This is a genomic window from Vibrio clamense (assembly GCF_050337905.1).
Classification (GTDB): Bacteria; Pseudomonadota; Gammaproteobacteria; order Enterobacterales; family Vibrionaceae; genus Vibrio; species Vibrio cortegadensis.
In genome coordinates, this window is record NZ_JAKJTJ010000021.1 from 280,557 (window position 1) to 302,110 (window position 21,554).

The window sequence follows — 21,554 nt, forward strand, 5'->3', positions numbered from 1 at the left end:
ATTAACTGATAAACCCCTGTTGGCAAGCTAACAGGGGTTTTTACTGTTGATAACCTAAACCTAGATCTTAATACAGAGATTTTGGCGCTAATGATTTGGCGCTTTATAGAAATGGCTTTCAACCAAACGTTGGGTAATTTGGTGGCTTGGGTTGGTCAATACCTCGTGAGTGTCACCAGATTCAACCACTTCACCTTTATCCATTACCATAATTTGGTCGGTAATATGTTTCACGATCCCAATATGTTGAGAGACATAAATAAAAGAGACGCCCATCTCTTCTTGAAGTTCAAGAAATAGGTTAATGATCTGCGAACGCATCGCCATGTCCAAACCATTAAGAGCTTCATCTGCAACAATAATGGAAGGTTGAAGGATTAACGCTCTTGCCAAGCATACTCTCTGCTTCTGGCCTGTTGCGAGCATTTGCGGATAAAAATAAGCATGCTCTGGCAGTAGACCAACTCTTAGCAACGTGTCTTTTACGCGGCGCATTCTCGCTTCAGGAGGCATGTTGGTATTTCGCTTCAGAGGCCCCTCCAGAATTCGACCGATTTGGATTCTTGGGTTCAACGACGTATTCGGATCTTGGAAGATCATTCGTATAAGCTTGCAGCGCGTTGAATAATCTTTGTGTTCTAACTTTTCGCCATTGACACGAATTTCGCCTGAGGTTGGTTCAATCATTCCCGAAAGCATTCTTGCAATTGTCGATTTACCTGAGCCATTTTGACCGATAAAACCAATCGTTTGACCCGCTTCTAAGCTAAAGCTTACGGGTTTAACAGCCTGATGTATTTTCTTTCGAAATAGGCCTGAACGCGTTACGAAATCTTTTGAAAGACCGTCAACTTCAAGTAATGCACTCATGATTTTTTATCCATGTTGAGTGGGAAGTGGCAACTGAACTTATGATTTTTGATTCGTCTTGCATAAGGGATTTCAACACATTGTCTTTGTGCGTATGGACAACGAGGCCCGAGTCGGCAACCAATAGGCAAGTGCTGAAGGGGCGGTATTGAACCAGGAAGAGATTGAAGTTTCTCTTTGTGCGGGATCCACTCTCCAAAATCGGGCATCGCCTTAAGTAAAGCAACCGTATAAGGATGTTTTGGTACATCAAGGATTTTTCTTGTATCGGCAGACTCAACCGATTGCCCACAATACATAACCGTAATGCGATTAGCCCATTGGGTGATGGTCGTTAAATCATGGCCAATAAGAACAATCGTTGTGTTATTAATTTGGTTCATACGGCTCAGCAAACGCAAAATCTGAGATTGAGTGATTGGATCTAAGTCGTTGGTTGGTTCATCAGCAATCAATAATTTTGGCTTGGTTGCAATCGCCATCGCAATCATGATTTTCTGACACTCACCATCCGTCAATTCATATGGGTAGCTGCCCATAATTCGAGTATGTTCTTTTATGCCCACTTTATGCAGCAGTGCAATGGCTTGCTTTTTACGCCATTTGAAACGCTCCCACCATTTGCCATCAAATGACTTTGAAGGGATCGATTCGATCAATTGCTTGCCAACTTCTTCGGAAGGGTCTAGGCATGTTGAGGGCTCTTGGAATATCATCGCAATATCTCGTGAAATGACTCTTCGACGCTCTCTTGGAGTGAGTTGCAATAGATCAATGCTGCCCATGCGCATGCGGTCAGCCGTCACTTTCCAATTATCTTTACATACACCAACAATGGCCTTTGCGACTAAGCTTTTTCCTGAACCTGATTCTCCCACAAGGCCACGAATTTCACCTTCATTCAAGGTTAAACTCATGCGATCAACCGCCTTAACGGTTCCTTGAGGCGTTTCAATTTCGATCGTTAAATGTCGAATATCTAGTAATGGCATTATTCGATTCCTGCATTAAGAGCTTGTCGGACACCTTCACCAACTAAGTTAATGATAATAACCGCAAACATGATCGCAAGGCCTGGAAGCGTGACAGTCCAAGGTGCAAGGTAGATGAGTTCAACAGAGTCACCTAAAATTGCCCCCCATTCTGTGCTTGGGGCTTGTGCGCCTAAACCTAAGAACCCTAGAGCGGTAATGTCTAAAATTGCGATGGAAAGTGCCAACGTACTTTCGGCGGCAATGACAGTTAATACGTTAGGTAAAATGGAGTTCCACAATAGGTAAAAGTCGTTTGCACCGTCGAGTCGGGCTGCCATGATGTAATCTTTTTCAACTTCGTTATGTACAGCAATATAGATTGAGCGAATAAAACGTGGAACAAGAGCTAAACCTATCGCAAGCAGAATGTTGAACTCACCAAAACCAAGGAAAGCCACAAAAATAATCGCAAGTAGCAGGGACGGTATCGACATCACGGTATCAAGTAGGTGATTGAGCGTACTTGAAAGTAACCCTTTAGTCATACCGGCAAATACACCAACAATGCAGCCAATGACTCCGGCAATGGTGGTAATGATGATAGCTGCGCCAAACGTGAGCTGAGAACCGATGATCAGTCGCGACAAAATATCCCGACCCAGATCGTCTGTACCTAGAAAATATTCAACGGTTCCAGCAGGGTTCCAAGATGGTGGAATGAGCAATTCCCCCGTTTGAGCTTGTGCATCATGAGGGGCTAGCCAAGGAGATAAAAGAGTGACTAAGATTAAAAATAGCAGGCACCATAGACCAAACATCGCCAAACTGTTGGCTTTGTAGCTGCGCCAAAAACGCTCAAATTGCGTTGGAATCTGTTCTTCTTGATAAACACTACTTGTTAGCATACCACTCTTTCCTTACTAGAGGGTTGATCATCGCACCCACAAGATCTGACAGAATATTTGCAGTGAGAACTAGAGTTGCCACGACGATCACGCCCGCCTGAATAGAGACATAATCTTGATTGGATAAAGCATCAAGCAGCCAACGACCAATTCCGGGCCAATTAAAAATGGATTCAGTAATAATCGCCAGCGTCAGCATACTTGATAGCTGCACACCAAATTTAGGAATGATTGGTGGAATGGCGTTTCTGAGTACATGTTGAGTAACGATTTCGTGGCTTGTTAGACCTTTGATACGTGCGGCTCGAATATAGTTTTGAGTCATCACTTCCGCGACCGATGCGCGCATAAGACGAATAACTTGCGTTGTCGGCGCTAATGCCAAAACCAAGCAAGGCAAAATCATATGCTCTAAAACACTTTGCAAGGCATGAGCACGGTAATTACCTTTTGCCATGAATGCATCGATGATGGCGAAACCTGTAACATGGTCAATTTCGTAAAGTAAATCGTAACGCCCAGCGACAGGAAACATCTCAAAGTGAAGAGAAAAAACCATGATCATGAGTAGGGCAACCCAAAAAATAGGCGCAGAGTACCCAGACATGGAGGTGAATGAGATTGCGGTATCAATCCACTTGCCTTGGCGCATTCCTGCTAACGTCCCAAGTGGAATGCCCACAAACAGTGAAAGAATAAAGGCGACTAAGCACAATTCCAGAGTTGCAGGGAAAACAACCGCTAATTCCGTGCTGATTAAAACATCGCTTTTATTCACGCCAAAGTTGAGTTGGATGAGTTCTTGAATGTAGGAGAACCAACCTAGCCAAAATTCTTGTAGCGCCCAGTGAGACGTTGTATCTAGACGAAGCAGTGAATAACCCACGATGGTTAATATTGCTAAAGTAATGATAAAGAGATTAAGCCTACGAACCGTATACCAAAACATTTATTCGCTCCTCTCGACTAAATCAAATGGTTGAACGTTAAAAGGATTGACGCGAAAGCCAGATAACGATTTATCATGCACTTGGAATTGAACACCGTGAGCGAGAGGAATGACTGGGAATTCTTCATTCAAAATATTTTGAGCCTGTTTATATAGATTAAAGCGATAACGCTGTTCATTTGCCTCTAAAGCTAGATCGAGTAAAAAGTCAAAATCAGAATTACACCACATTGAAACATTCAGCCCAGCACGTTCCGAGCCGCATGAAAGAAGAGGGCGTAAAAAGTTATCAGGATCACCCGTGTCACCAATCCAGCCAGTTAAAAGCAAGTCGAAATCCGAAATGTTGGTTAATTCTGTTCGATTAAAACGATCATCCGTTAACAGATTAAGCTTAATGCCAATATCGGCAAAATTAGCCTGTATCAACTCGGACGTCTTACGTGGGCTAGGGTTGTATGCTCTCGGTTCTAGAGGAACCCACATAGAGAGTTCAAGGCCAGAGTCAACCCCCGCTTCTCGCAGTAAAGCCAGTGCGTAATTCTTATCGTAGCGAATTTGGACGGTATCTTTTTGGTAAGCCCAAGAGTTCGGTGGTAGTAGAGTGTATGCCTTGCTACCTGTTCCGTAATACACTGAATCTAAAATATTTTGACGGTTGATAGCCAGATTTAACGCTTTTCTTACGCGAGGATCATTCAATGCTTCATGAGTGGTATTTAACGCTATAAAAGAGACATTCATTGCGGGCTTTGCGGTCAACTCTAAATCCGCTTGCTTTTGGATAATAGGGATCTGGCTTGAAATCGGCGAGCTTAAAACATCGCACTCTTTACGCAGTAATTTGGCGAGAGTTCCTGTGCCTCTATGGGAGATGTCAAACACCACTTGATCCATTTTTACCTCACCACGCCAATAATTATCGTGCTTTTTAAGACGGATCAAATCATTGACTTGGTATTCATCTAAATAGAATGGCCCACTTCCAATAGGGTGCGAATCTATCTGGTTTTTCTCATCTTTTGCAGCCAATTCACGCCCATATTCGGCGGAAAGAATAACGGAATGGCTGGTCGAGATATTGGATAAAAATGAATTATCAGCACGGCTTAGCGTAAATTTAACCGTGTGTTCATCGAGCGCTTGTACATCAACAAGAAGATTTTGGAAATCAAGACTAGTGAACCAAGGATACGCACTCTGACCAACAAGGTGAAAAGGGTGGTTAGGATCAATAATACGTCGAAAACTGAATACCACATCATTGGCATTCATAGCACGAGTAGGAGTAAACCAATCTGTTGTTTGGAACCAAACATTATTACGTAAGGTAAACGTATACTCAGTGCCATCGTCATTGGTTGTCCAACTGGTTGCGATGTTTGGCGTAGGTTGAAGTGTTTCAGGATCAAGCTGAAGCAGAGTATCAAATATCTGTGGGCTAAGTGCATCGGCAGTGATGCCACTATCGATCAGTTGTGGATTAAAGGTACTAGGGTTACCTTGGCCACAAAATACGAATCCGTTCTGACGAATTTCGTTGTGGTCAATCTCTTCACCACAGCCAGAAAGTAGGCTTAAAGTGAATAATCCAAAGGTAAGTTTTAAGAGTGCTTTCATAGAAAGAAATTTTTTAATGAACGAAGTTATTGGAGATACGATCTCATACTTCAAGATCCCACTAATTTACCATTTTTAAGCAAGCTGCACCAATCACAATAATCATATATAGCAAGCAGTTATTCGGTTTTGTTTTACTTCGACTATTTTTGATGGGATTTTAGCCAGATTACTCACCTGAAGAGCCATTGAGCCCATATTTTCGGATCATGCCTCTTAACTGATGATAGCTTAATCCCAGTAACTCTGCGGCTTGACGTTGATTAAATTTACTCTGCTTGAGGACCTGATTCAGCAGTGCTTTATCTTGCTGTTCTTGCCATAACTTGTAGTTTAATGGGAAAGAAAAAGCCTGTTCATCTGTCGAACTGTCATCAATAACATCTGATTCTTGGCTATCCCAATGAGGTATGAATGGGTCAAATATCAACTCATCAATGGCATATTGTGAGGTCCCATTTTGATATACCGCTCGTTCGATAACATTTTTCAGTTCTCGAACATTACCGGGCCAAGGGTAAGCGAGTAACTCATTGACAGCGCTTTCAGTGAACCCTGAAAATAGCTCCAGTTGGAGTTCTCTACACATTTTTATCGCGTAGTATTCAGCCAGAAGTAATATATCCTCTTTACGCTCTCGCAGTGGTGGTAAATTGATAACATCAAAGGCTAGCCTATCTAATAAATCGGCTCTAAATTCGCCAGTCTTTGCGAGTTGAGGTAGGTTGGCATTCGTCGCACACACCAATCTGACATCTGCACTCAGGACTTTTTGGCCACCGACTCGTTCATACTGACCATATTCAATTACCCGTAAAAGTTTCTCTTGTACGGAAAGTGGCGCAGTAGCGAGTTCATCTAAAAATAAAGTACCACCTTCTGCCCGTTCAAATCGGCCTTGATGACGGCCTTTTGCCCCAGTAAATGCTCCAGACTCATGCCCAAAAAGTTCCGAGTCAATTAACCCTTCGCTTAATGTTGAACAATTGAGCGAAACTAACGGTTGATCCCAGCGTTTAGAGAGATAGTGTAGTCGCTGGGCAATGAGTTCTTTGCCTGTTCCTCGCTCACCAATAATCAGTATTGGTCTTTGGATTGGAGCCAGTTTCGATACTTTGTCCAACACCGCGAGAAAAGCAGGTGATTCACCGATTAAGTTCTGTTTCATTGGCGTTTGGCTCCTGGGTGGCTAAATTTACTAACTATAGGTTAAATTCATCATAGCATGGATTGGGTGTATTCCTTACTTTCTTGTAACTTGTTGTTTTTAAATAACTAAAATATTGGCATGGTTATTGGTTATATAACAATATACATAAACAGGTGTATTGAAGATTTAACATTAATAAGGGGAACCACCATGGGTATTTTTTCTCGTTTTGCAGATATCGTAAATTCAAACATTGGCGCATTGCTGGATAAGGCTGAAGATCCTGAAAAAATGATTCGCCTTATTATCCAAGAGATGGAAGACACTTTAGTAGAAGTGAGAACTAACTCAGCAAAAGCCATTGCTGATAAAAAAGAGCTAGCGCGTCGAGTGGAAGCAATGGCCGATCAAATTAATGATTGGCAACAAAAAGCCACATTAGCATTAACGAAACAGCGTGAAGATCTTGCTCGTGCAGCGCTGATTGAAAAGCAGAAACTCGAAGATATTATTAAGGGTTTACACACTGAGCAGACACTCGTCGAAGAGACCATCACCAAACTTACCGATGAAATTGGTAAGCTTGAGACTAAAATTACCGAAACACGAGCGAAGCAACAAGCGTTAGCTATTCGTAATCAAGCGGCGTCAAATCGACGTGATGTACAAAAACATCTGCATTCAAGCCGAAGTCATGAAGCGATGGCAAAGTTTGAGCAATACTCGCGTAAAGTAGATGAGTTAGAGGCGGAGGCTGATGTGTATGCAAAATCGGGTACTGCGAAGTCACTTGACCAAGAGTTTGCTGAGTTGCAAGCTAATGATGAAATAGAGAAAGAATTAGCGAAACTGAAGCAACAAGTTGAGCAACAAAACAAATAATTTAAAGCGGTTCATCACTTGGCTGCTTTAAACAAGAAAGCAGCTAGATAGCTTTGAATAATAAAAGGTTAGGAGTGGATTATGTCATCATTTTTTATAGCAGGCCCATTAATTGTTTTTCTGATTTTTGTTGCTCCGCTATGGCTGTTTTTACATTACAGAGGTAAGCGAAAATCGGAAAATGGCTTATCGAGCGAAGATTACCAAAGGTTACAAACCTTGTCTGAAAAAGCGGAGTCGATGCAATCTAGAGTCGAAACGCTAGAGCGTATCCTTGATGCGGAGTCACCTAATTGGAGACGAAATTATGACTAAGCGAGAGCTCTACCGAGATACTGAAAATGGGAAAATATCGGGTGTATGTGTGGGTTTGGCGAACTATTTCGGTTCAGAAGTATGGTTGATACGAATCTTAGTCATTTCAGCCGCTCTGCTTGGTGGTAGTTTCTTAGTGTTATTAGCTTATATCGCCATGACGTTGATGCTGGAAAAACAACCAGTGCAATATGTCGAAAGCTTAAAATCTCAGCAAGAACATACCTTGAAAAGCAAACCTTGGCAGCAAGGAAAAACGGCGGATGCTCTGCTGAAAACGTTGGAGCAAGAATTTAATCAAATCGAAACTAAAGTGCGAGACATGGAAGCATATGTGACTTCTGACACTTTTAAAGTTAACCGCGAATTTAATAAGTTGTAGCGGCCAATTGTAATTAAATGAACCTTCGAAATAAGTTGAAGAGTGCGCTACTCCTCAACTTATTCTTTTTTATATAGTTCTCAAGCTATTTACTGGAAGCCAATCGTCGATTCATCTATGTTAATAAGTAGAAAAAATAGTTAATACTACGAACATTAACAAGGATGATAAATCATGCACAAAGCGATATTGCTCCTGTTTGGAGCTTTGTTGGGGCTATCGGGCTGTGGAAGAGATCTTCCTCCTGTTCCAGAACCTGACTCTCGACCTGCTAAGTTGTTTCGTGTCTCGGTTGGAAATACACAATTTGAACGAAGCTTTCCTGCCACCAGTGACGCTGGTGATAAAGCGGTATTAGCATTTCGTGTTCCGGGCCAACTCCAAACCATTGATGTTCTTGCTGGGCAACCCGTTGAAAAAGGCGGACTTCTTGCCACGCTTAATCCTGATGAATACACCCTTTTAGAGCAGCAAGCTAAAGCCAACTTTAAACTTGCGGATGTCCAATATCAGCGTATGAAAAAGTTGCGTGTTGATAAGGTGGTGTCTGAACAGGATTTTGACCAATCAAAAGCCAACCATAACTCTGCCAAAGCCCTTTTAGAGCAAGCTCAAGCCAATTTACGCTACACGCGACTTATCGCACCCTATAAAGGCACCATTTCTATCATACCTGCGAAAACGAATGAGTTCATCGATGCGAAACAGGGCGTGATGAATATTCAAACCAATGAAGTGCTTAAAGTCGTTTTTCAGATTTCTGATAAATTATTAAATCGCTTTGCTAACGGCAACCAAGTAAGTGTCACTATGGTTTTTGATGCTTTCCCAGAACGGTCTTTCCCATTAACGTTTCAAGAGGTTGATACAGAAGCTGATTCAACAACAGGCTCTTATAAAGTGACTATGGTTATGGACCGCCCTAAAGATATTGGGATCTTGCCGGGGATGTCTGGCTCCGTTACCGCTATTGCTGCGAGAGGTAATGCGACAAGAATTCCACAAGATGCCATTTTTGAAGAACAAGGAGAAACGTGTGTTTGGCGTGTTTCCGATGAGGGGATTGTTGAAAAAGTACAAGTAACGTTGAATGAAAAGAGGCAAGTACTTTCTGGCTTAACTGACGGTGATCAGATAGTGACGTCTGGAGTGAGTCAGATTGAAGCGGGCATTAAAGTTCGAGAATGGATCAAGGAGCGAGGTCTATAATATGAAAATTTTGATCAAGACATTCGCGTTATGCACGCTGCCACTACTTTATGGTTGTGGAGAACCCACAACGGTTGACGTCGTTAGTACGCCGCTTGTGAAGGTGGTCGATGCGGGTAGCCATGAAATGCAAGATAACCTGTACTTCCCTGCTGTCGCAAATGCTGCCGAACGAGCGCATTTAAGTTTTCGAGTTTCAGGAGAAATAAATAAGCTTAATGTTCGTGAAGGAGACCGAGTAAAAAAAGGCGATATTTTAGCTGAAATTGATCCGACGGATTATCAGTTAGATGTCGATAATGCGAGCGCAAAATACTCGGTAGCAAACAGTCAGTTTGAACGTTCAAAACCTTTGGTCAAAAAAGGGCTTTTAGCTAAGTCACAATTTGATGAGCTTGCGGCGCAAAGACAAATCGCATTATCTGAATTTGAGTTAGCAAAGCTCCGATTGTCATTTACAAAATTACGCGCTCCTATTGACGGCATGATTTCACGAGTGAACGTGGATCAATTTGAAAATATTCAAGTAGGTCAACAGGTGGTTAATATTCATAGCGTTAAGGATGTGGAGGTGATGATACTACTTCCAGACCAAATCTATGTGAAGCAACCTGATCCTGAGAAATTGGCCAAGGTGAGAGCCACTGTACGAGTTCCAAGTGGTAATGAATATTTGGCTTCAATCAAAGAGTTCACCACGGAACCTGATCCAAAAACGGCGTCATATACCGTTACTTTGACACTCCCAATGCCTCAAGAAGAGTTCATTTTAGATGGCATGGCTGTAGAAGTGACAACAAAAGGGGAGTCGATTGAAATCGACCTGAACGCAGGGGTGAATATTCCGATAGAAGCCATATTCAATGCTGGGGGATTACAGCGTGAAAATATGTATGTTTGGGTTTTAAATGAAGACTCTACGGTGAGAAAACAGAAGGTGGTGACAGGTAAGGCAATCCAAGATCATATTCAAGTCACGGATGGATTAATAGGCTCAGATCAGATAGTGGTGGCTGGTATCAGCCGATTGCGAGATGGAATGGCGGTTAAAGTGATACAGCAAGAGGTGAATCAATGAGCAATCTAACAGAAAAAAACATGCCTAAGCCTCAATCATCTTCACTACAAGATGATTCTGATGTCACTGGCGTTGCGGCTTATTTTATTCGTAATAAAGTGATTAGCTGGATGCTCTCTTTGATTTTCCTCATTGGTGGTGTCGCCGCATTTTTTGAACTTGGACGTTTAGAAGATCCCGCCTTTACCATTAAAGATGCAATGGTCGTGACATCCTACCCTGGCGCTACTCCTCAGCAAGTGGAAGAAGAGGTGACTTATCCGCTTGAAAAAGCCATCCAGCAGTTGTCGTATGTAGATGAAGTCAATTCGCTCTCCAGTCGCGGCTTATCACAGATAACGGTAAGCATGAAAAATAGCTATGGTCCGGATGATCTTCCGCAAATATGGGATGAATTACGTCGTAAAGTGAATGATCTCAAATCACAACTTCCGCCGGGCGTGAATGACCCAAGTGTCATTGATGATTTTGGTGATGTGTATGGGATTTTATTGGCGGTAAGTGGTGAAGGCTACAGTTACAAAGAGCTGCTTGATTACATCGATTATTTACGACGTGAGTTAGAGCTAGTTGATGGTGTGAGTAAAGTTTCGGTGTCAGGTCAACAGCAAGAACAAGTCTTTATCGAAATCTCAATGAAGAAAATTAGCTCACTTGGGTTATCACCAAACACTGTTTTTAATCTGCTTTCGACACAAAATGTCGTGTCCGATGCTGGTGCTATCCGCATCGGTGATGAGTACATTCGCATCCATCCCACGGGTGAGTTTGACGATGTAGACCAGTTAGGCGACTTAATTTTAACGGATGGCGGCAGCGATGGACTGATTTACTTACGCGATGTTGCCGAAGTTAAGCGTGGTTATGTGGAAGTGCCAAGTAATATCATTAATTTCAACGGAAAGTTGGCACTGAATGTTGGTGTTTCGTTTACCGCTGGAGTGAACGTAGTTGAAATTGGCAAAGCTTTCGACCGTCGTCTTGCGGAACTGAAATTCCAACAGCCAGTAGGGATTGAGATTGGCGAAATTTACAGCCAACCAAAAGAGGTCGACAAATCCGTCAGTGGGTTTGTAGTCAGTCTTGGGCAAGCTGTTGCAATCGTTATTATTGTTCTGCTCTTCTTTATGGGGCTTCGTTCTGGCTTATTAATCGGTTTGATACTGTTGCTTACGGTTCTGGGCACGTTTGTCTTCATGCAGTACTTCAAAATCGATCTGCAAAGGATCTCGTTAGGTGCGTTGGTTATCGCCCTTGGGATGCTGGTGGACAATGCCATTGTGGTGGTAGAAGGGATACTCATCGGTACCCAGAAAGGACGAACTCGATTACAAGCGGCAACCGATATCGTAACTCAAACCAAGTGGCCATTATTGGGGGCGACAGTGATCGCCGTGACCGCGTTTGCTCCGATTGGTTTGTCACAGGATTCTACGGGTGAATACTGTGGAACACTGTTTACCGTTTTGCTTATCTCATTGATGTTAAGTTGGTTCACTGCCATATCATTAACGCCATTCTTTGCCGATATCTTTTTTAAAGGTCAGAAAACACCAGAACAGGGAGAGGATTCTGACCCATATAACGGCATGGTGTTTGTTGTTTATAAGAACTTTCTTGAATTTTGTATGCATAAAGCGTGGCTCACGGTTGCAGTGTTAATCATTGGCTTAGCAGCGAGTTTGTATGGCTTTACTCAGGTTAAACAATCCTTTTTCCCTTCATCAACTACCCCGATGTTTATGGTTGATATTTGGATGCCGGAAGGGACTGATATTCGAGCGACGAATACAAAACTGAAGGTATTGGAAGCTTGGTTAGCAGAGCAAGACGAAGTATCTCATGTCACCACAACGGCGGGTAAAGGTCTGCAACGTTTTATGCTGACTTATGCTTCAGAAAAAAGTTATGCCGCATACGGTGAAATTGTGACTAGAGTGAAGAGTTATGAGGTATTGACCCCCTTAATGGCTCGGTTCAGAGAGCATATACAATCTCAGTTCCCTGAAATTAACTTTAAGCTGAAGCAGGTGGAGCTAGGGCCTGGTGGTGGCGCGAAGATTGAAGCGCGTTTAGTTGGTTCTGATCCAACAATATTACGTAAATTGGCAGAACAGATAATGGACGTTATGTATGCCGATAGCGGTGCGCATAATATTCGTCATGACTGGCGTGAACGAACAAAAGTCATTGAGCCACAGTTTAATGAGAGCCAAGCTCGTCGTTATGGGATCAGTAAATCTGACGTTGATGAATTTTTAATGATGTCGTTCTCAGGTAAATCAGTGGGTGTGTACCGTGATGGCACAACGTTGATGCCGATTATCGCGCGTTTACCTGAAGATGAACGAGTGGATATCAGAAATATTGAGGGGATGAAAATTTGGAGCCCAGTATTAAGCGAATTCATACCGCTGCAACAGATCACTCAAGGTTATGAGATGCGCTGGGAAGATCCGCTGATTGTGCGTAAGAATCGTAAGCGTATGCTAACGGTGATGGCAGATCCCGATATTTTAGGAGAAGAAACGGCTTCGACGTTACAGAAGCGGTTACAACCACAAATCGAAGCCATTGAGATGCCCGCGGGTTATTCATTGGAGTGGGGAGGAGAGTATGAGTCCTCTAGTGACGCACAAGCTTCGCTATTTCAAACCATGCCAATGGGCTACCTATTCATGTTCTTGATTACGGTGTTCTTATTCAATTCTGTAAAAGAGCCACTGATCGTATGGCTGACCGTTCCTCTGGCAGTGATTGGGGTAAGTACGGGACTACTATTACTCGATACACCATTTGGCTTTATGGCGTTGCTTGGGTTCTTAAGCTTATCCGGAATGTTGCTGAAAAACGGTATTGTTTTACTCGATCAAATTGAGATTGAAATGCACTCAGGGAAAGATCCTTATCTCGCGGTAGTTGATGCTGCTTTAAGCCGTGTTCGCCCTGTTTGTATGGCCGCGATAACCACTATTTTAGGGATGATTCCGCTGCTGCCGGATACATTCTTTAAGCCAATGGCGGTGACGATCATGTTCGGTTTGGGATTTGCAACGGTATTAACATTGATTGCGGTACCTGTTTTCTATCGATTATTTCATCGAATTAAGATCACTGGCTAAGTAGGTGCGCTACTATATGACTATGCCTTTAAATGACCCATTTAAAGGCATTTTTTTGATATTTATCCATGTGTATATGTGCACAATAAAACAAGAATTTAAATCATGTTAGGTGACGATATGAGTGATATAGAAGATCATACTTGCCCTTGGGCGATGACTCATGAATTAGACCGTGAGTATCATGATGCTGAATGGGGTGTCCCTGTTTATGATGACATCAAGCTATTTGAATTTATTACCTTAGAAGGGGCGCAAGCAGGGTTGAGTTGGATTACGATTCTGAAAAAGCGTGAAGGGTATGGTGCTGCCTTTGAAGCTTATAACATTGAGAAATTGGCTCAATACGATGAAGATCATGTGCCCTACATTATTGAAAATTTTGATGTGGTTCGCCATAAAGGAAAAATTGCATCCGTTTATAGTAATGCGAGAGCGGCGTTGGCTTTGCAGCAAGAGTATGGATCTCTTGAGAAAGCGTTATGGCAATTTGTCGATGGAAAGCCAATCGTCAATCAGTGGCGTTCTCAAGATGAGGTTCCAGCGTTCACAGAACAATCAAAAGCGATGAGTAAGTTTCTTAAAAAGAAAGGGTTTAAATTTGTCGGTGAGACCATTTGTTATGCATTTATGCAGGCGACTGGAATGGTCAATGATCATTTAGTGACATGTCCCAAGTATCATTTGGATGCTCGCTAGGAATACAGTCTGAAGAGAATACAATAGGGAAAGGTAAGTGTTGATTTCAAATGCAACACTTACGCAATTAAATATATTATATCAATGAGTTAAGATGTAAGAGAGTTAAGATATAAGAGCGTTGTAGCGTTCAAGTCCTGATTCTATATCGGCAATGAGGTCCTCAACATCTTCTAAACCTATGTGCAAACGAATGAGTGTGCCTGAGAAATTTGGGTTCGCAATGGTTCTTAAGCTATCGAAACTTTTAGGTTCATTCGCCAAAATCAGACTTTCGAATCCTCCCCATGAATAACCCATACTGAAATGAGTCATGCCATCGAGTAACGCGGTGGTTGCTCGTGGGTAAGATGTTTTCAATACAAAAGAAAACAGTCCGTTACCACCAGTAAAATCGCGCTCATAGAATTCGTGCCCTGGGCATGTTTCCAGAGCGGGATGACGGACATGATCGACTTCAGGGCGTGTTGCAAGCCATTGAGCGACCTTAAGGCTATTTTTAGCATGTTGGCGCATCCGCACATCAAGAGTTCGGATACCTCTTAGTCCGAGGTATGCATCATCAGGGGATACGCATTGTCCCATGAGGTAACTCTGCTCTCGAAGTTGGTCCCAACATTTCTCATTAGCGACAGCAGTACCAAGCATGACATCGGAGTGACCAACAATGTACTTTGTTGCGGCTTGAATTGAGATATCGACACCATGATCAAATGGTGAGAAATTGACACCAGCGGCCCAGGTATTGTCCAGCATAACGACAATATCGTGCTCATGAGCAATTCGAGCGAGGGTCGGAATATCTTGAACTTCCATGGTGATGGAGCCTGGAGATTCGGTGAACAGAACTTTGGTATTCTGCCTGATCAATGTTCTTATATCTTCGCCTATTTGAGGATCGTAATACGTGGTTTCGACCCCCATTTTTTTCATTATTGTATTACAGAAATCTCGAGTCGGTTCGTAACAGGTGTCTACCATCAAAATATGATCACCGGTTTCAACAAAAGATAAAATGGCATTTGAAATAGCAGCGGTGCCGCAAGGGAATAGGGCGCAACCGGCTCCGCCTTCAACATCAACCATGGCATCTTGAAAAGCAAAGTGAGTATTGGTGCCACGGCGACCATAAAACAGAGTCTTGTTCGCTCGATTGATCGTTGCGTGGTTTTTCTCGGCTACGGTATCAAACACAATCGTAGATGCGCGCTGAATAGGAGGATTTACCACGCCATTGGTCCACTTTTTGTCGCGGCCAGCGGTAATCAATTGAGTTTTTTTCTTTTCTGCCATTTGAATTCCTTGTCAGAGTCAATGCTGTGAGAGCTTACATAGTGATGTTAATGCTTATATAAAGCACGTTGAGGTCGAATAATGCAAGCTACGATTCGTTATGCGTTATTACCAATTGAAATTAGAGCAATGGATTGAATAAATAAAATGCACGTTCAAAAAAGCGGTTGTAAACAGAGCGTTTGTTCCAATCCGGTAATAATATGCTGTGCGAACTATCAATATAAGTCTGCTGTAACCAATACAGTTCTTTAGTAAACGCCTCATCATCCACAGCGAGAGTGACTTCAAAATTGAGCCACAAGCTGCGCATATCAACGTTTACTGTTCCGACTAAGCAAAACTTCTCATCAATCACCACAGATTTGGTGTGCAATAGACCGCCATAAAATTCATATATCTTCACTCCGGCTTCTAATAGTTCGCTATAAAAAGCACGAGATGCCCACTTGACCATCAGTGAATCGTTTTTGTGCGGAATGATTAACTCAACGTTCACGCCCCGCTGAGCCGTCATTTTTAGCGTTTCTAATAGATCAGCACTGGGAACAAAATAGGGTGTAGTGATTCGAATAGATTCATTGGCTTGATGCATGGCGATACTGAGGACTTGTAAAATGAGGTTTTCAGGCATCCCCGGCCCGGAAGGCACGACTTGGATAGGATGAAGGCTCTCATTGGTATTAATTGTACACTCAGGTAATTGAGGAAAGACTCGTTCACCAGTCTCCACTTCCCAATCCCAGCAATGAATCGCGGAAAGAACATTGACCGTTGGGCCTGTGACCCTCACCATAATGTCAATCCACTGACCGACGCCTGAATCTTGTTTGAAATGTTCAGGGTCAACCAGATTCATTGAGCCTGTGTAGGCAATGCTATCATCGATAACAATAATTTTTCTGTGTTGACGTAAATCTAAGCGACGCAAAAATATACGCATAGGGCTTACTGCAAGGGCTTGCTTTACCTCAATACCAGAAGACTTCATCATGCCGAACCAATGACTTCGGAAAAATCGCGGGCTTCCGGCTGAATCCAGCAATAGCTTTACATTCACCCCTCGCTTAGATGCCTGTATCAATGCAGAGGCGACAGAGTCTGCTAACCCTCCGGGATGCCAAATGTAGAAAACCATCCGAATACTTGATTGAGCGTTTTCAATATCTTGAATTATCGAGCGTAATATTTTGTCGGGGGAGTCTTGCAATGAAAGTGAGTTACCACTTAAAGCAGGGATCCCCATTCGGTTATTACATAGCTCATCAATTTTGGTGATATGAACGCTCATGTGCTCAGGAAGGTGAGCTTGGCAGTCGTTTAACTGATTAAACCAATTACCAAAAGGGGTGAACATTTTATGAGCGCGCTCTGCTCGTGTTCTGCCTAAATTAAGCTCCCCAAAAAGGAAATAACAGAACACACCAACAATAGGAATGATGTAAATAATCATCAACCAAGATAACGAAACACTCACTGCTCTCCGTTTTAGAACCACACGCAAGGTCACACCTGCGACAAGCACCCAGTAAAGGACAACGCCAATGATCGTAAGATAATGATAAAGCTGTTCCATGAGATAAGTTCTGTAGGTTTAGATAGTTCTGATAGTAATGCGAAACTACTTGAATGGGAATTTTCTATGCGATCAAAATTGCAAGAAGATATGAAACCTCTTACCAGTGGATTGTTGTTAGAAAAGTGTTAAATGGCGAGGTAAAAGGAAAGATTGATTAAAAAACCAACATTTAAAAGTGAAAACTTGAGTGTAATCCGAAAAATATACTGTTCGGACTTCCAATTTTAATCTCAAACTGTTTTACTTGCTAGACATCAAGCGCCAATCCATTTTTATTAGAGTGTAAACTGAAATTTACACCACCCTATAGGCGCCTTAATACGCACACACAACATTGGTACATTTATTATGGCGAGTAGTTCTAGAGGCCAATTCTCTTCGAAGTTTGGTTTTATAATGGCCGCAGCGGGTTCCGCTGTTGGTTTAGGTAATATTTGGGGATTTCCCACACAAGCTGCGAGTAATGGTGGCGCGGTATTTTTAATTGTTTATCTATTGATGGTGTTCTTGCTTGCATTTCCGATGCTGGTCGCTGAACTGACTATCGGTCGTTACGGTCAATCTAACCCAATTGCATCATTAAAAGCAGTATGGCCAAAAGGTAAAGCAGGCGCGATTGCTGTCGGCTTAGCTGGCATGACAGCGGTATCTTTAATTTTAAGCTTTTATGCCATCGTTGCTGGTTGGTTAATTGGTTCTTTTGCCGGAAGCGGTCTTGACCTGCTTGGTATGAATGACGCTGCGGATTGGCTAACGGGTTTTGGTACGGCTCGAAACCTGATTTTGATGGTTATATTTATGCTGCTAACTATGTATGTAGTACGTAGTGGCGTTGCTGATGGTATCGAACGTTGGTCAACTCGTTTAATGCCTGTGCTTTTTGGTCTGTTCGGATTGATGATCATCTACATCTTTACGCAAGATGGTGCTGTCGAAGGTCTGAAAATGTACCTTGTTCCTGATTTCTCACATTTCAGTGCTGATCTTGTCGTTAGTGCAATGGGTCAAGCCTTCTTCTCATTATCACTTGGTGTTTGTACCATGATGGTGTACGGCTCTTACCTGAAAAAAGATACGAACTTACCTAAAACCGCAGCACAGGTTGCATTGGTTGATACAGGCGTTGCATTTGGTGCTGGGCTGCTGATTCTTCCTGCAATGTTTGTGGCGAAAAATAATGGCGTAGAAATTTTCTCAGAATCAGGTGCATTACTAAGTTCAGATACACTTGTGTTTGCAGTTCTACCAGCGATGTTCGATACAATGGGCACAATGGGTATCTTTGTTAGTCTTGTGTTCTTCCTACTAATGATTATTGCGGCTTTAACATCATCTATTTCAATGCTTGAAGTGCCAGTTGCATGTGCGACTGAGGAGCTAAAACAGAGCAGAACAGTCGCAGTGGCGTGGATTGGTACCGTAATAACAGTGGTATCGTCAGTGATTGTTTTAAACTTTGGCGATCTGTTCGGCTTTGTAATTCAGTTAACGACTGTGTACGCGCAACCGATCATTGGCCTATTCATAACGCTGATTGCGGGCTGGATTTGGCATCGTAACAGTGTATTAGAAGAGCTTAAGCAAGGTTACCCAGAAATCGAAAGCGGCTTATTCTGGAAAGTATGGCCACTATATGTACGCGTTGTATGTCCGGTACTGATGCTGATGGTCTTCTTTGCATAAAGCGTCCATTTTATCTCAACACTTCTAATGAAAGCCTCGCCATTGCGGGGCTTTTTCGTGTGGTATCTCTGTAAGGAATCGCTATAATCAAGCGCCTATTATAGGAGCGCAGTCATGTTCGACATACTCTTTAGTCATTCCGACTTTGTAATCATTAACAAACACCCTAACGTCAGCGTCCACAAAGATGACGGTGATACCATGCTGCTCCAAGAAGTGGCTAAAGTGACTGGAGACGACAAACTCTATCTTGTCCACCGTCTAGACAAAATGACCTCTGGTATTCTTCTATTAGCAAAACGCCATGCGGCCGCAAGTGCGTTATCTCAAGCATTTGCCAATCGCGAAGTGGAAAAATACTACTTAGCGATCGGAGCCAAAAAACCGAAGAAAAAACAGGGGCTGGTAAAAGGGGATATGGAGCGCTCTAGACGATCTTCATGGAAGCTTATGAATACTCAAACTAACCCAGCGATTACTCAATTCTTATCGCAAACTGCCCTTCCAGGCGAGCGACTTTTTCTTTGTAAGCCGTATACAGGACGTACCCATCAAATAAGAGTGGCATTAAAATCTGTAGGTTCTGCGATTGTTGGTGACCCTATTTATAATTCTGGTGATCCATCGGATCGAGGCTATTTACACGCTTTTGCTATTCGCTTCAAATATCTGCAAGAAGAGTTTGAATGCCTTTGCGATCCAAGAGAGCAGAGAAGCCTTGGAACCAAGTGGCATGATCAACCGACAAGTAACAATATAGATGAATGGCTGACGCCTTGGGCGATGAACTGGCCTAAGTTAACGACTAAATAATAAGTAATAGAGATTTTCAGATGCAAACAACCGCACTACCCGTATTTTTTGAACATATCGAGCAGCAACTGCATACCGTCCCAGATGAAATTCGACGTATTTTCCATGGGCGAGGGCAGCACTGGGAAGGATTAGAGCAACTCACATGTGATTGGCTACAAGGCCAGATGGTGGTGAATATCTTTAAACCTGTCGAAGACGAATTTTTTAGTGCGTTGAAATCTGGTTTACTTGCTTTAACAAAGAGTGAAATTTGGAATAAAAGAGAAGGTAAGTCGATTCTAATTCAACATCGTTATAGTGACGGTGCTCCATCTAAGGTGATCTTTGGTGAATTAAACGCAAATCCAGTGGTTATTGAAAGCGGTTTAAAATACCAGCTAGATATAGGCAGAAACCAGAACTTTGGTTTGTTTCTAGACATGCGTTTTGGGCGTGACTGGGTAAGAAATAATGCTGAAGAGAAGAAGGTATTAAATTTATTTTCATATACCTGTGGCTTCTCAGTCGCGGCTATTGCTGGTGGTGCAAATAAAGTGGTTAATGTAGATATGGCAAAAGGCTCACTGAATAAAGGCCGTGAAAATCACCGAGTAAATGGACATGACACAAGCAAGGTTAGCTTCTTAGGTCATGATATTTTTAAGTCGTGGGGAAAAATAAAAAAGGCAGGGCCATACGAATTAATCGTAATTGATCCACCATCTTTTCAGAAAGGAAGCTTCGCATTAACAAAAGATTATAAAAAAATATTACGACGTTTACCTGAATTATTGACCGAAAATGGTCAAGTTTTAGCTTGTGTTAACTCGCCAGCGGTCAGCCCTGATTTTTTAATTAATTCTATGAAGGAAGAGGCCCCATTAATTAAGTACAGCACTAGGTTGAATAATCCACCGGAGTTTTTGGATATAAACCCAGATAACAGCTTAAAAGCTATGGTTTTTATGCGAAGCTAAGCCCCATCTTAATTAAAATAAGGGGTTTTGCGTGTTATTTTCATTGCATGGTTATTTTTTGTCGAAAATCAAGATGCGCCTTTTTTAAACGGATGATATTAATATGAAGCTCAAATTAATATGGAGTAAAAACTTTATATAAAATCATAATCTTTTTATTATTGAAAATTGACTGGTTTTTGAACGATTTTTGCGTTTTTTTATTATTTATGTGATGTGTGATATTAAAAAATCAAGCATAAACTTAAAAAAAACCTTTTTTTTAAGGATTTATTGGAGCATTGTCAAACTTTGTTATCATTATTTGTGGTGCAAATTAATGTTGTAAGTATTGTTTCATAAAAAGAACAGCGGTATTATTTTTTTAGATAAACACCAGGATGACGTCCTGTATAATTTAAATAAAATGGAGCTACACAAATGCTTACCAAACTTTTTGTTAAATCAACTCTTGCGCTTGAAGAATTTAAAAAAGACCAACGTGGTGTAACTGCAATCGAATATGCAATCATCGGTGTAGCGATTTCTGCAATTGTTCTTGCAATGTTCAATTCAAACTTGAAAACTGCTCTAAATGATGCGATGACTACAATCACTACAAATATTGGCAAAGCTGGCAAATAAAATAGTGATATTAAATATATGGTGGCTGCTATTAGCCGCCATTTCTTTGTTTATCTGCTACCAAGACATAACTAAACGAACGATTTCTAACCGTGTCGTTTTTTTTGTTATGTCAATTTGTGGCATTTTATACTGTCAACATGGTGTATTTGAATCTGTTTTTTATGCTGTCGGAATTTTATTCGTTGGTTTTATACTCTTTAACTTGAATATCATTGCCGCGGGCGATGTAAAACTGTTGTCGGTGTTTTCTTTAGCCATTGCTCCTCAATACTTGCCTCTAACACTTTTTATTATCACTTTATTAGGCAGTCTATTAGGTGTGGCTTACTACCTCTACGCGAAATGCTCGGATTACAAAAAAATAATGGGAAATGGGCTGCCTTATGGTGTGCCTATTTGCCTTGGTTGCTTGTTTGGAATAGCGGCATCCCTTTAAAGGAAATGA

The 21,554-nt window shown here is 42.0% G+C and carries 20 protein-coding genes; 12 read left to right on the top strand and 8 right to left on the bottom strand.

Annotated features, from left to right (window positions below; all coding sequences use genetic code 11):
• Positions 1 to 87: 87 nt before the first annotated feature.
• The 6 genes from L4C39_RS08965 to pspF form a co-directional block, all read right to left on the bottom strand.
• Positions 88 to 870 (bottom strand): peptide ABC transporter ATP-binding protein, encoded by a 783-nt coding sequence (locus L4C39_RS08965; protein ID WP_017054729.1) that lies wholly within the window; start codon positions 868 to 870, stop codon positions 88 to 90.
• Positions 867 to 1,862 carry a peptide ABC transporter ATP-binding protein gene (locus L4C39_RS08970; protein ID WP_017054730.1) on the bottom strand — a complete coding sequence of 332 codons (996 nt, stop codon included), beginning with the start codon at positions 1,860 to 1,862 and terminating at the stop codon, positions 867 to 869. Before L4C39_RS08970 ends, L4C39_RS08965 begins: the two co-directional genes overlap by 4 nt.
• Positions 1,862 to 2,749, bottom strand: coding sequence for a putrescine export ABC transporter permease SapC (gene sapC / locus L4C39_RS08975; RefSeq protein ID WP_017054731.1), 888 nt, complete (start codon positions 2,747 to 2,749; stop codon positions 1,862 to 1,864). Before sapC ends, L4C39_RS08970 begins: the two co-directional genes overlap by 1 nt.
• Positions 2,736 to 3,698, bottom strand: a complete 963-nt coding sequence (locus L4C39_RS08980) for an ABC transporter permease (protein ID WP_371711010.1) — start codon at positions 3,696 to 3,698, stop codon at positions 2,736 to 2,738. The genes sapC and L4C39_RS08980 overlap by 14 nt, the downstream gene beginning before the upstream one ends.
• Entirely contained in the window at positions 3,699 to 5,318 is a 1,620-nt protein-coding gene (gene sapA, locus L4C39_RS08985) for an ABC transporter substrate-binding protein SapA (RefSeq protein WP_029203576.1), read from the bottom strand.
• 169 nt (positions 5,319 to 5,487) lie between these two features.
• Positions 5,488 to 6,486, bottom strand: a complete 999-nt coding sequence (gene pspF / locus L4C39_RS08990) for a phage shock protein operon transcriptional activator (RefSeq protein ID WP_371711009.1) — start codon at positions 6,484 to 6,486, stop codon at positions 5,488 to 5,490.
• Positions 6,487 to 6,678: 192 nt separating this feature from the next.
• On the opposite strand from pspF, the gene pspA reads away from it, so the two are divergent.
• The 7 genes from pspA to L4C39_RS09025 all read left to right on the top strand — a co-directional run bounded on the left by pspA (position 6,679) and on the right by L4C39_RS09025 (position 14,155).
• On the top strand, positions 6,679 to 7,350 hold the full coding sequence (pspA, locus tag L4C39_RS08995) for a phage shock protein PspA (RefSeq protein WP_017054735.1): 672 nt from the start codon (positions 6,679 to 6,681) through the stop codon (positions 7,348 to 7,350).
• Positions 7,351 to 7,431: 81 nt separating this feature from the next.
• Positions 7,432 to 7,665, top strand: coding sequence for an envelope stress response membrane protein PspB (gene pspB / locus L4C39_RS09000; RefSeq protein WP_017054736.1), 234 nt, complete (start codon positions 7,432 to 7,434; stop codon positions 7,663 to 7,665).
• On the top strand, positions 7,658 to 8,047 hold the full coding sequence (gene pspC, locus L4C39_RS09005; protein WP_371711008.1) for an envelope stress response membrane protein PspC: 390 nt from the start codon (positions 7,658 to 7,660) through the stop codon (positions 8,045 to 8,047). The genes pspB and pspC overlap by 8 nt, the downstream gene beginning before the upstream one ends.
• Positions 8,048 to 8,221: 174 nt before the next feature.
• Complete coding sequence (locus L4C39_RS09010) at positions 8,222 to 9,256, top strand: efflux RND transporter periplasmic adaptor subunit (protein WP_017054738.1); 1,035 nt, start codon at positions 8,222 to 8,224, stop codon at positions 9,254 to 9,256.
• 1 nt (position 9,257) lies between these two features.
• A complete protein-coding gene (locus tag L4C39_RS09015) occupies positions 9,258 to 10,334 on the top strand; it encodes an efflux RND transporter periplasmic adaptor subunit (RefSeq protein ID WP_371711007.1) in 1,077 nt (358 codons plus the stop codon).
• A 20-nt stretch (positions 10,335 to 10,354) separates the two neighbouring features.
• A complete protein-coding gene (locus L4C39_RS09020; protein ID WP_371711108.1) occupies positions 10,355 to 13,456 on the top strand; it encodes an efflux RND transporter permease subunit in 3,102 nt (1,033 codons plus the stop codon).
• 120 nt (positions 13,457 to 13,576) lie between these two features.
• On the top strand, positions 13,577 to 14,155 hold the full coding sequence (locus L4C39_RS09025; protein ID WP_371711006.1) for a DNA-3-methyladenine glycosylase I: 579 nt from the start codon (positions 13,577 to 13,579) through the stop codon (positions 14,153 to 14,155).
• Positions 14,156 to 14,260: 105 nt separating this feature from the next.
• Here L4C39_RS09025 and L4C39_RS09030 read toward each other — a convergent pair whose 3' ends face one another.
• Positions 14,261 to 15,448, bottom strand: a complete 1,188-nt coding sequence (locus L4C39_RS09030; RefSeq protein WP_429745460.1) for a cystathionine beta-lyase — start codon at positions 15,446 to 15,448, stop codon at positions 14,261 to 14,263.
• Between the two features lie 121 nt (positions 15,449 to 15,569).
• On the bottom strand, positions 15,570 to 17,024 hold the full coding sequence (cls, locus tag L4C39_RS09035) for a cardiolipin synthase (RefSeq protein ID WP_371711004.1): 1,455 nt from the start codon (positions 17,022 to 17,024) through the stop codon (positions 15,570 to 15,572).
• A 351-nt stretch (positions 17,025 to 17,375) separates the two neighbouring features.
• Here cls and L4C39_RS09040 point away from each other — a divergent pair, with 351 nt between their 5' ends.
• The 5 genes from L4C39_RS09040 to L4C39_RS09060 all read left to right on the top strand — a co-directional run bounded on the left by L4C39_RS09040 (position 17,376) and on the right by L4C39_RS09060 (position 21,545).
• Positions 17,376 to 18,710, top strand: a complete 1,335-nt coding sequence (locus L4C39_RS09040; protein ID WP_113795968.1) for a sodium-dependent transporter — start codon at positions 17,376 to 17,378, stop codon at positions 18,708 to 18,710.
• Between the two features lie 114 nt (positions 18,711 to 18,824).
• Complete coding sequence (locus L4C39_RS09045; RefSeq protein WP_429745463.1) at positions 18,825 to 19,523, top strand: TIGR01621 family pseudouridine synthase; 699 nt, start codon at positions 18,825 to 18,827, stop codon at positions 19,521 to 19,523.
• 20 nt (positions 19,524 to 19,543) lie between these two features.
• On the top strand, positions 19,544 to 20,482 hold the full coding sequence (locus L4C39_RS09050; RefSeq protein WP_371711002.1) for a class I SAM-dependent methyltransferase: 939 nt from the start codon (positions 19,544 to 19,546) through the stop codon (positions 20,480 to 20,482).
• Between the two features lie 420 nt (positions 20,483 to 20,902).
• Entirely contained in the window at positions 20,903 to 21,106 is a 204-nt protein-coding gene (locus tag L4C39_RS09055; protein ID WP_371711001.1) for a Flp family type IVb pilin, read from the top strand.
• A gap of 4 nt (positions 21,107 to 21,110) precedes the next feature.
• The gene (locus L4C39_RS09060; RefSeq protein ID WP_371711107.1) at positions 21,111 to 21,545 is read left to right on the top strand and encodes an A24 family peptidase; all 435 of its coding nucleotides are present in this window, start codon (positions 21,111 to 21,113) and stop codon (positions 21,543 to 21,545) included.
• Positions 21,546 to 21,554 lie beyond the last annotated feature (9 nt).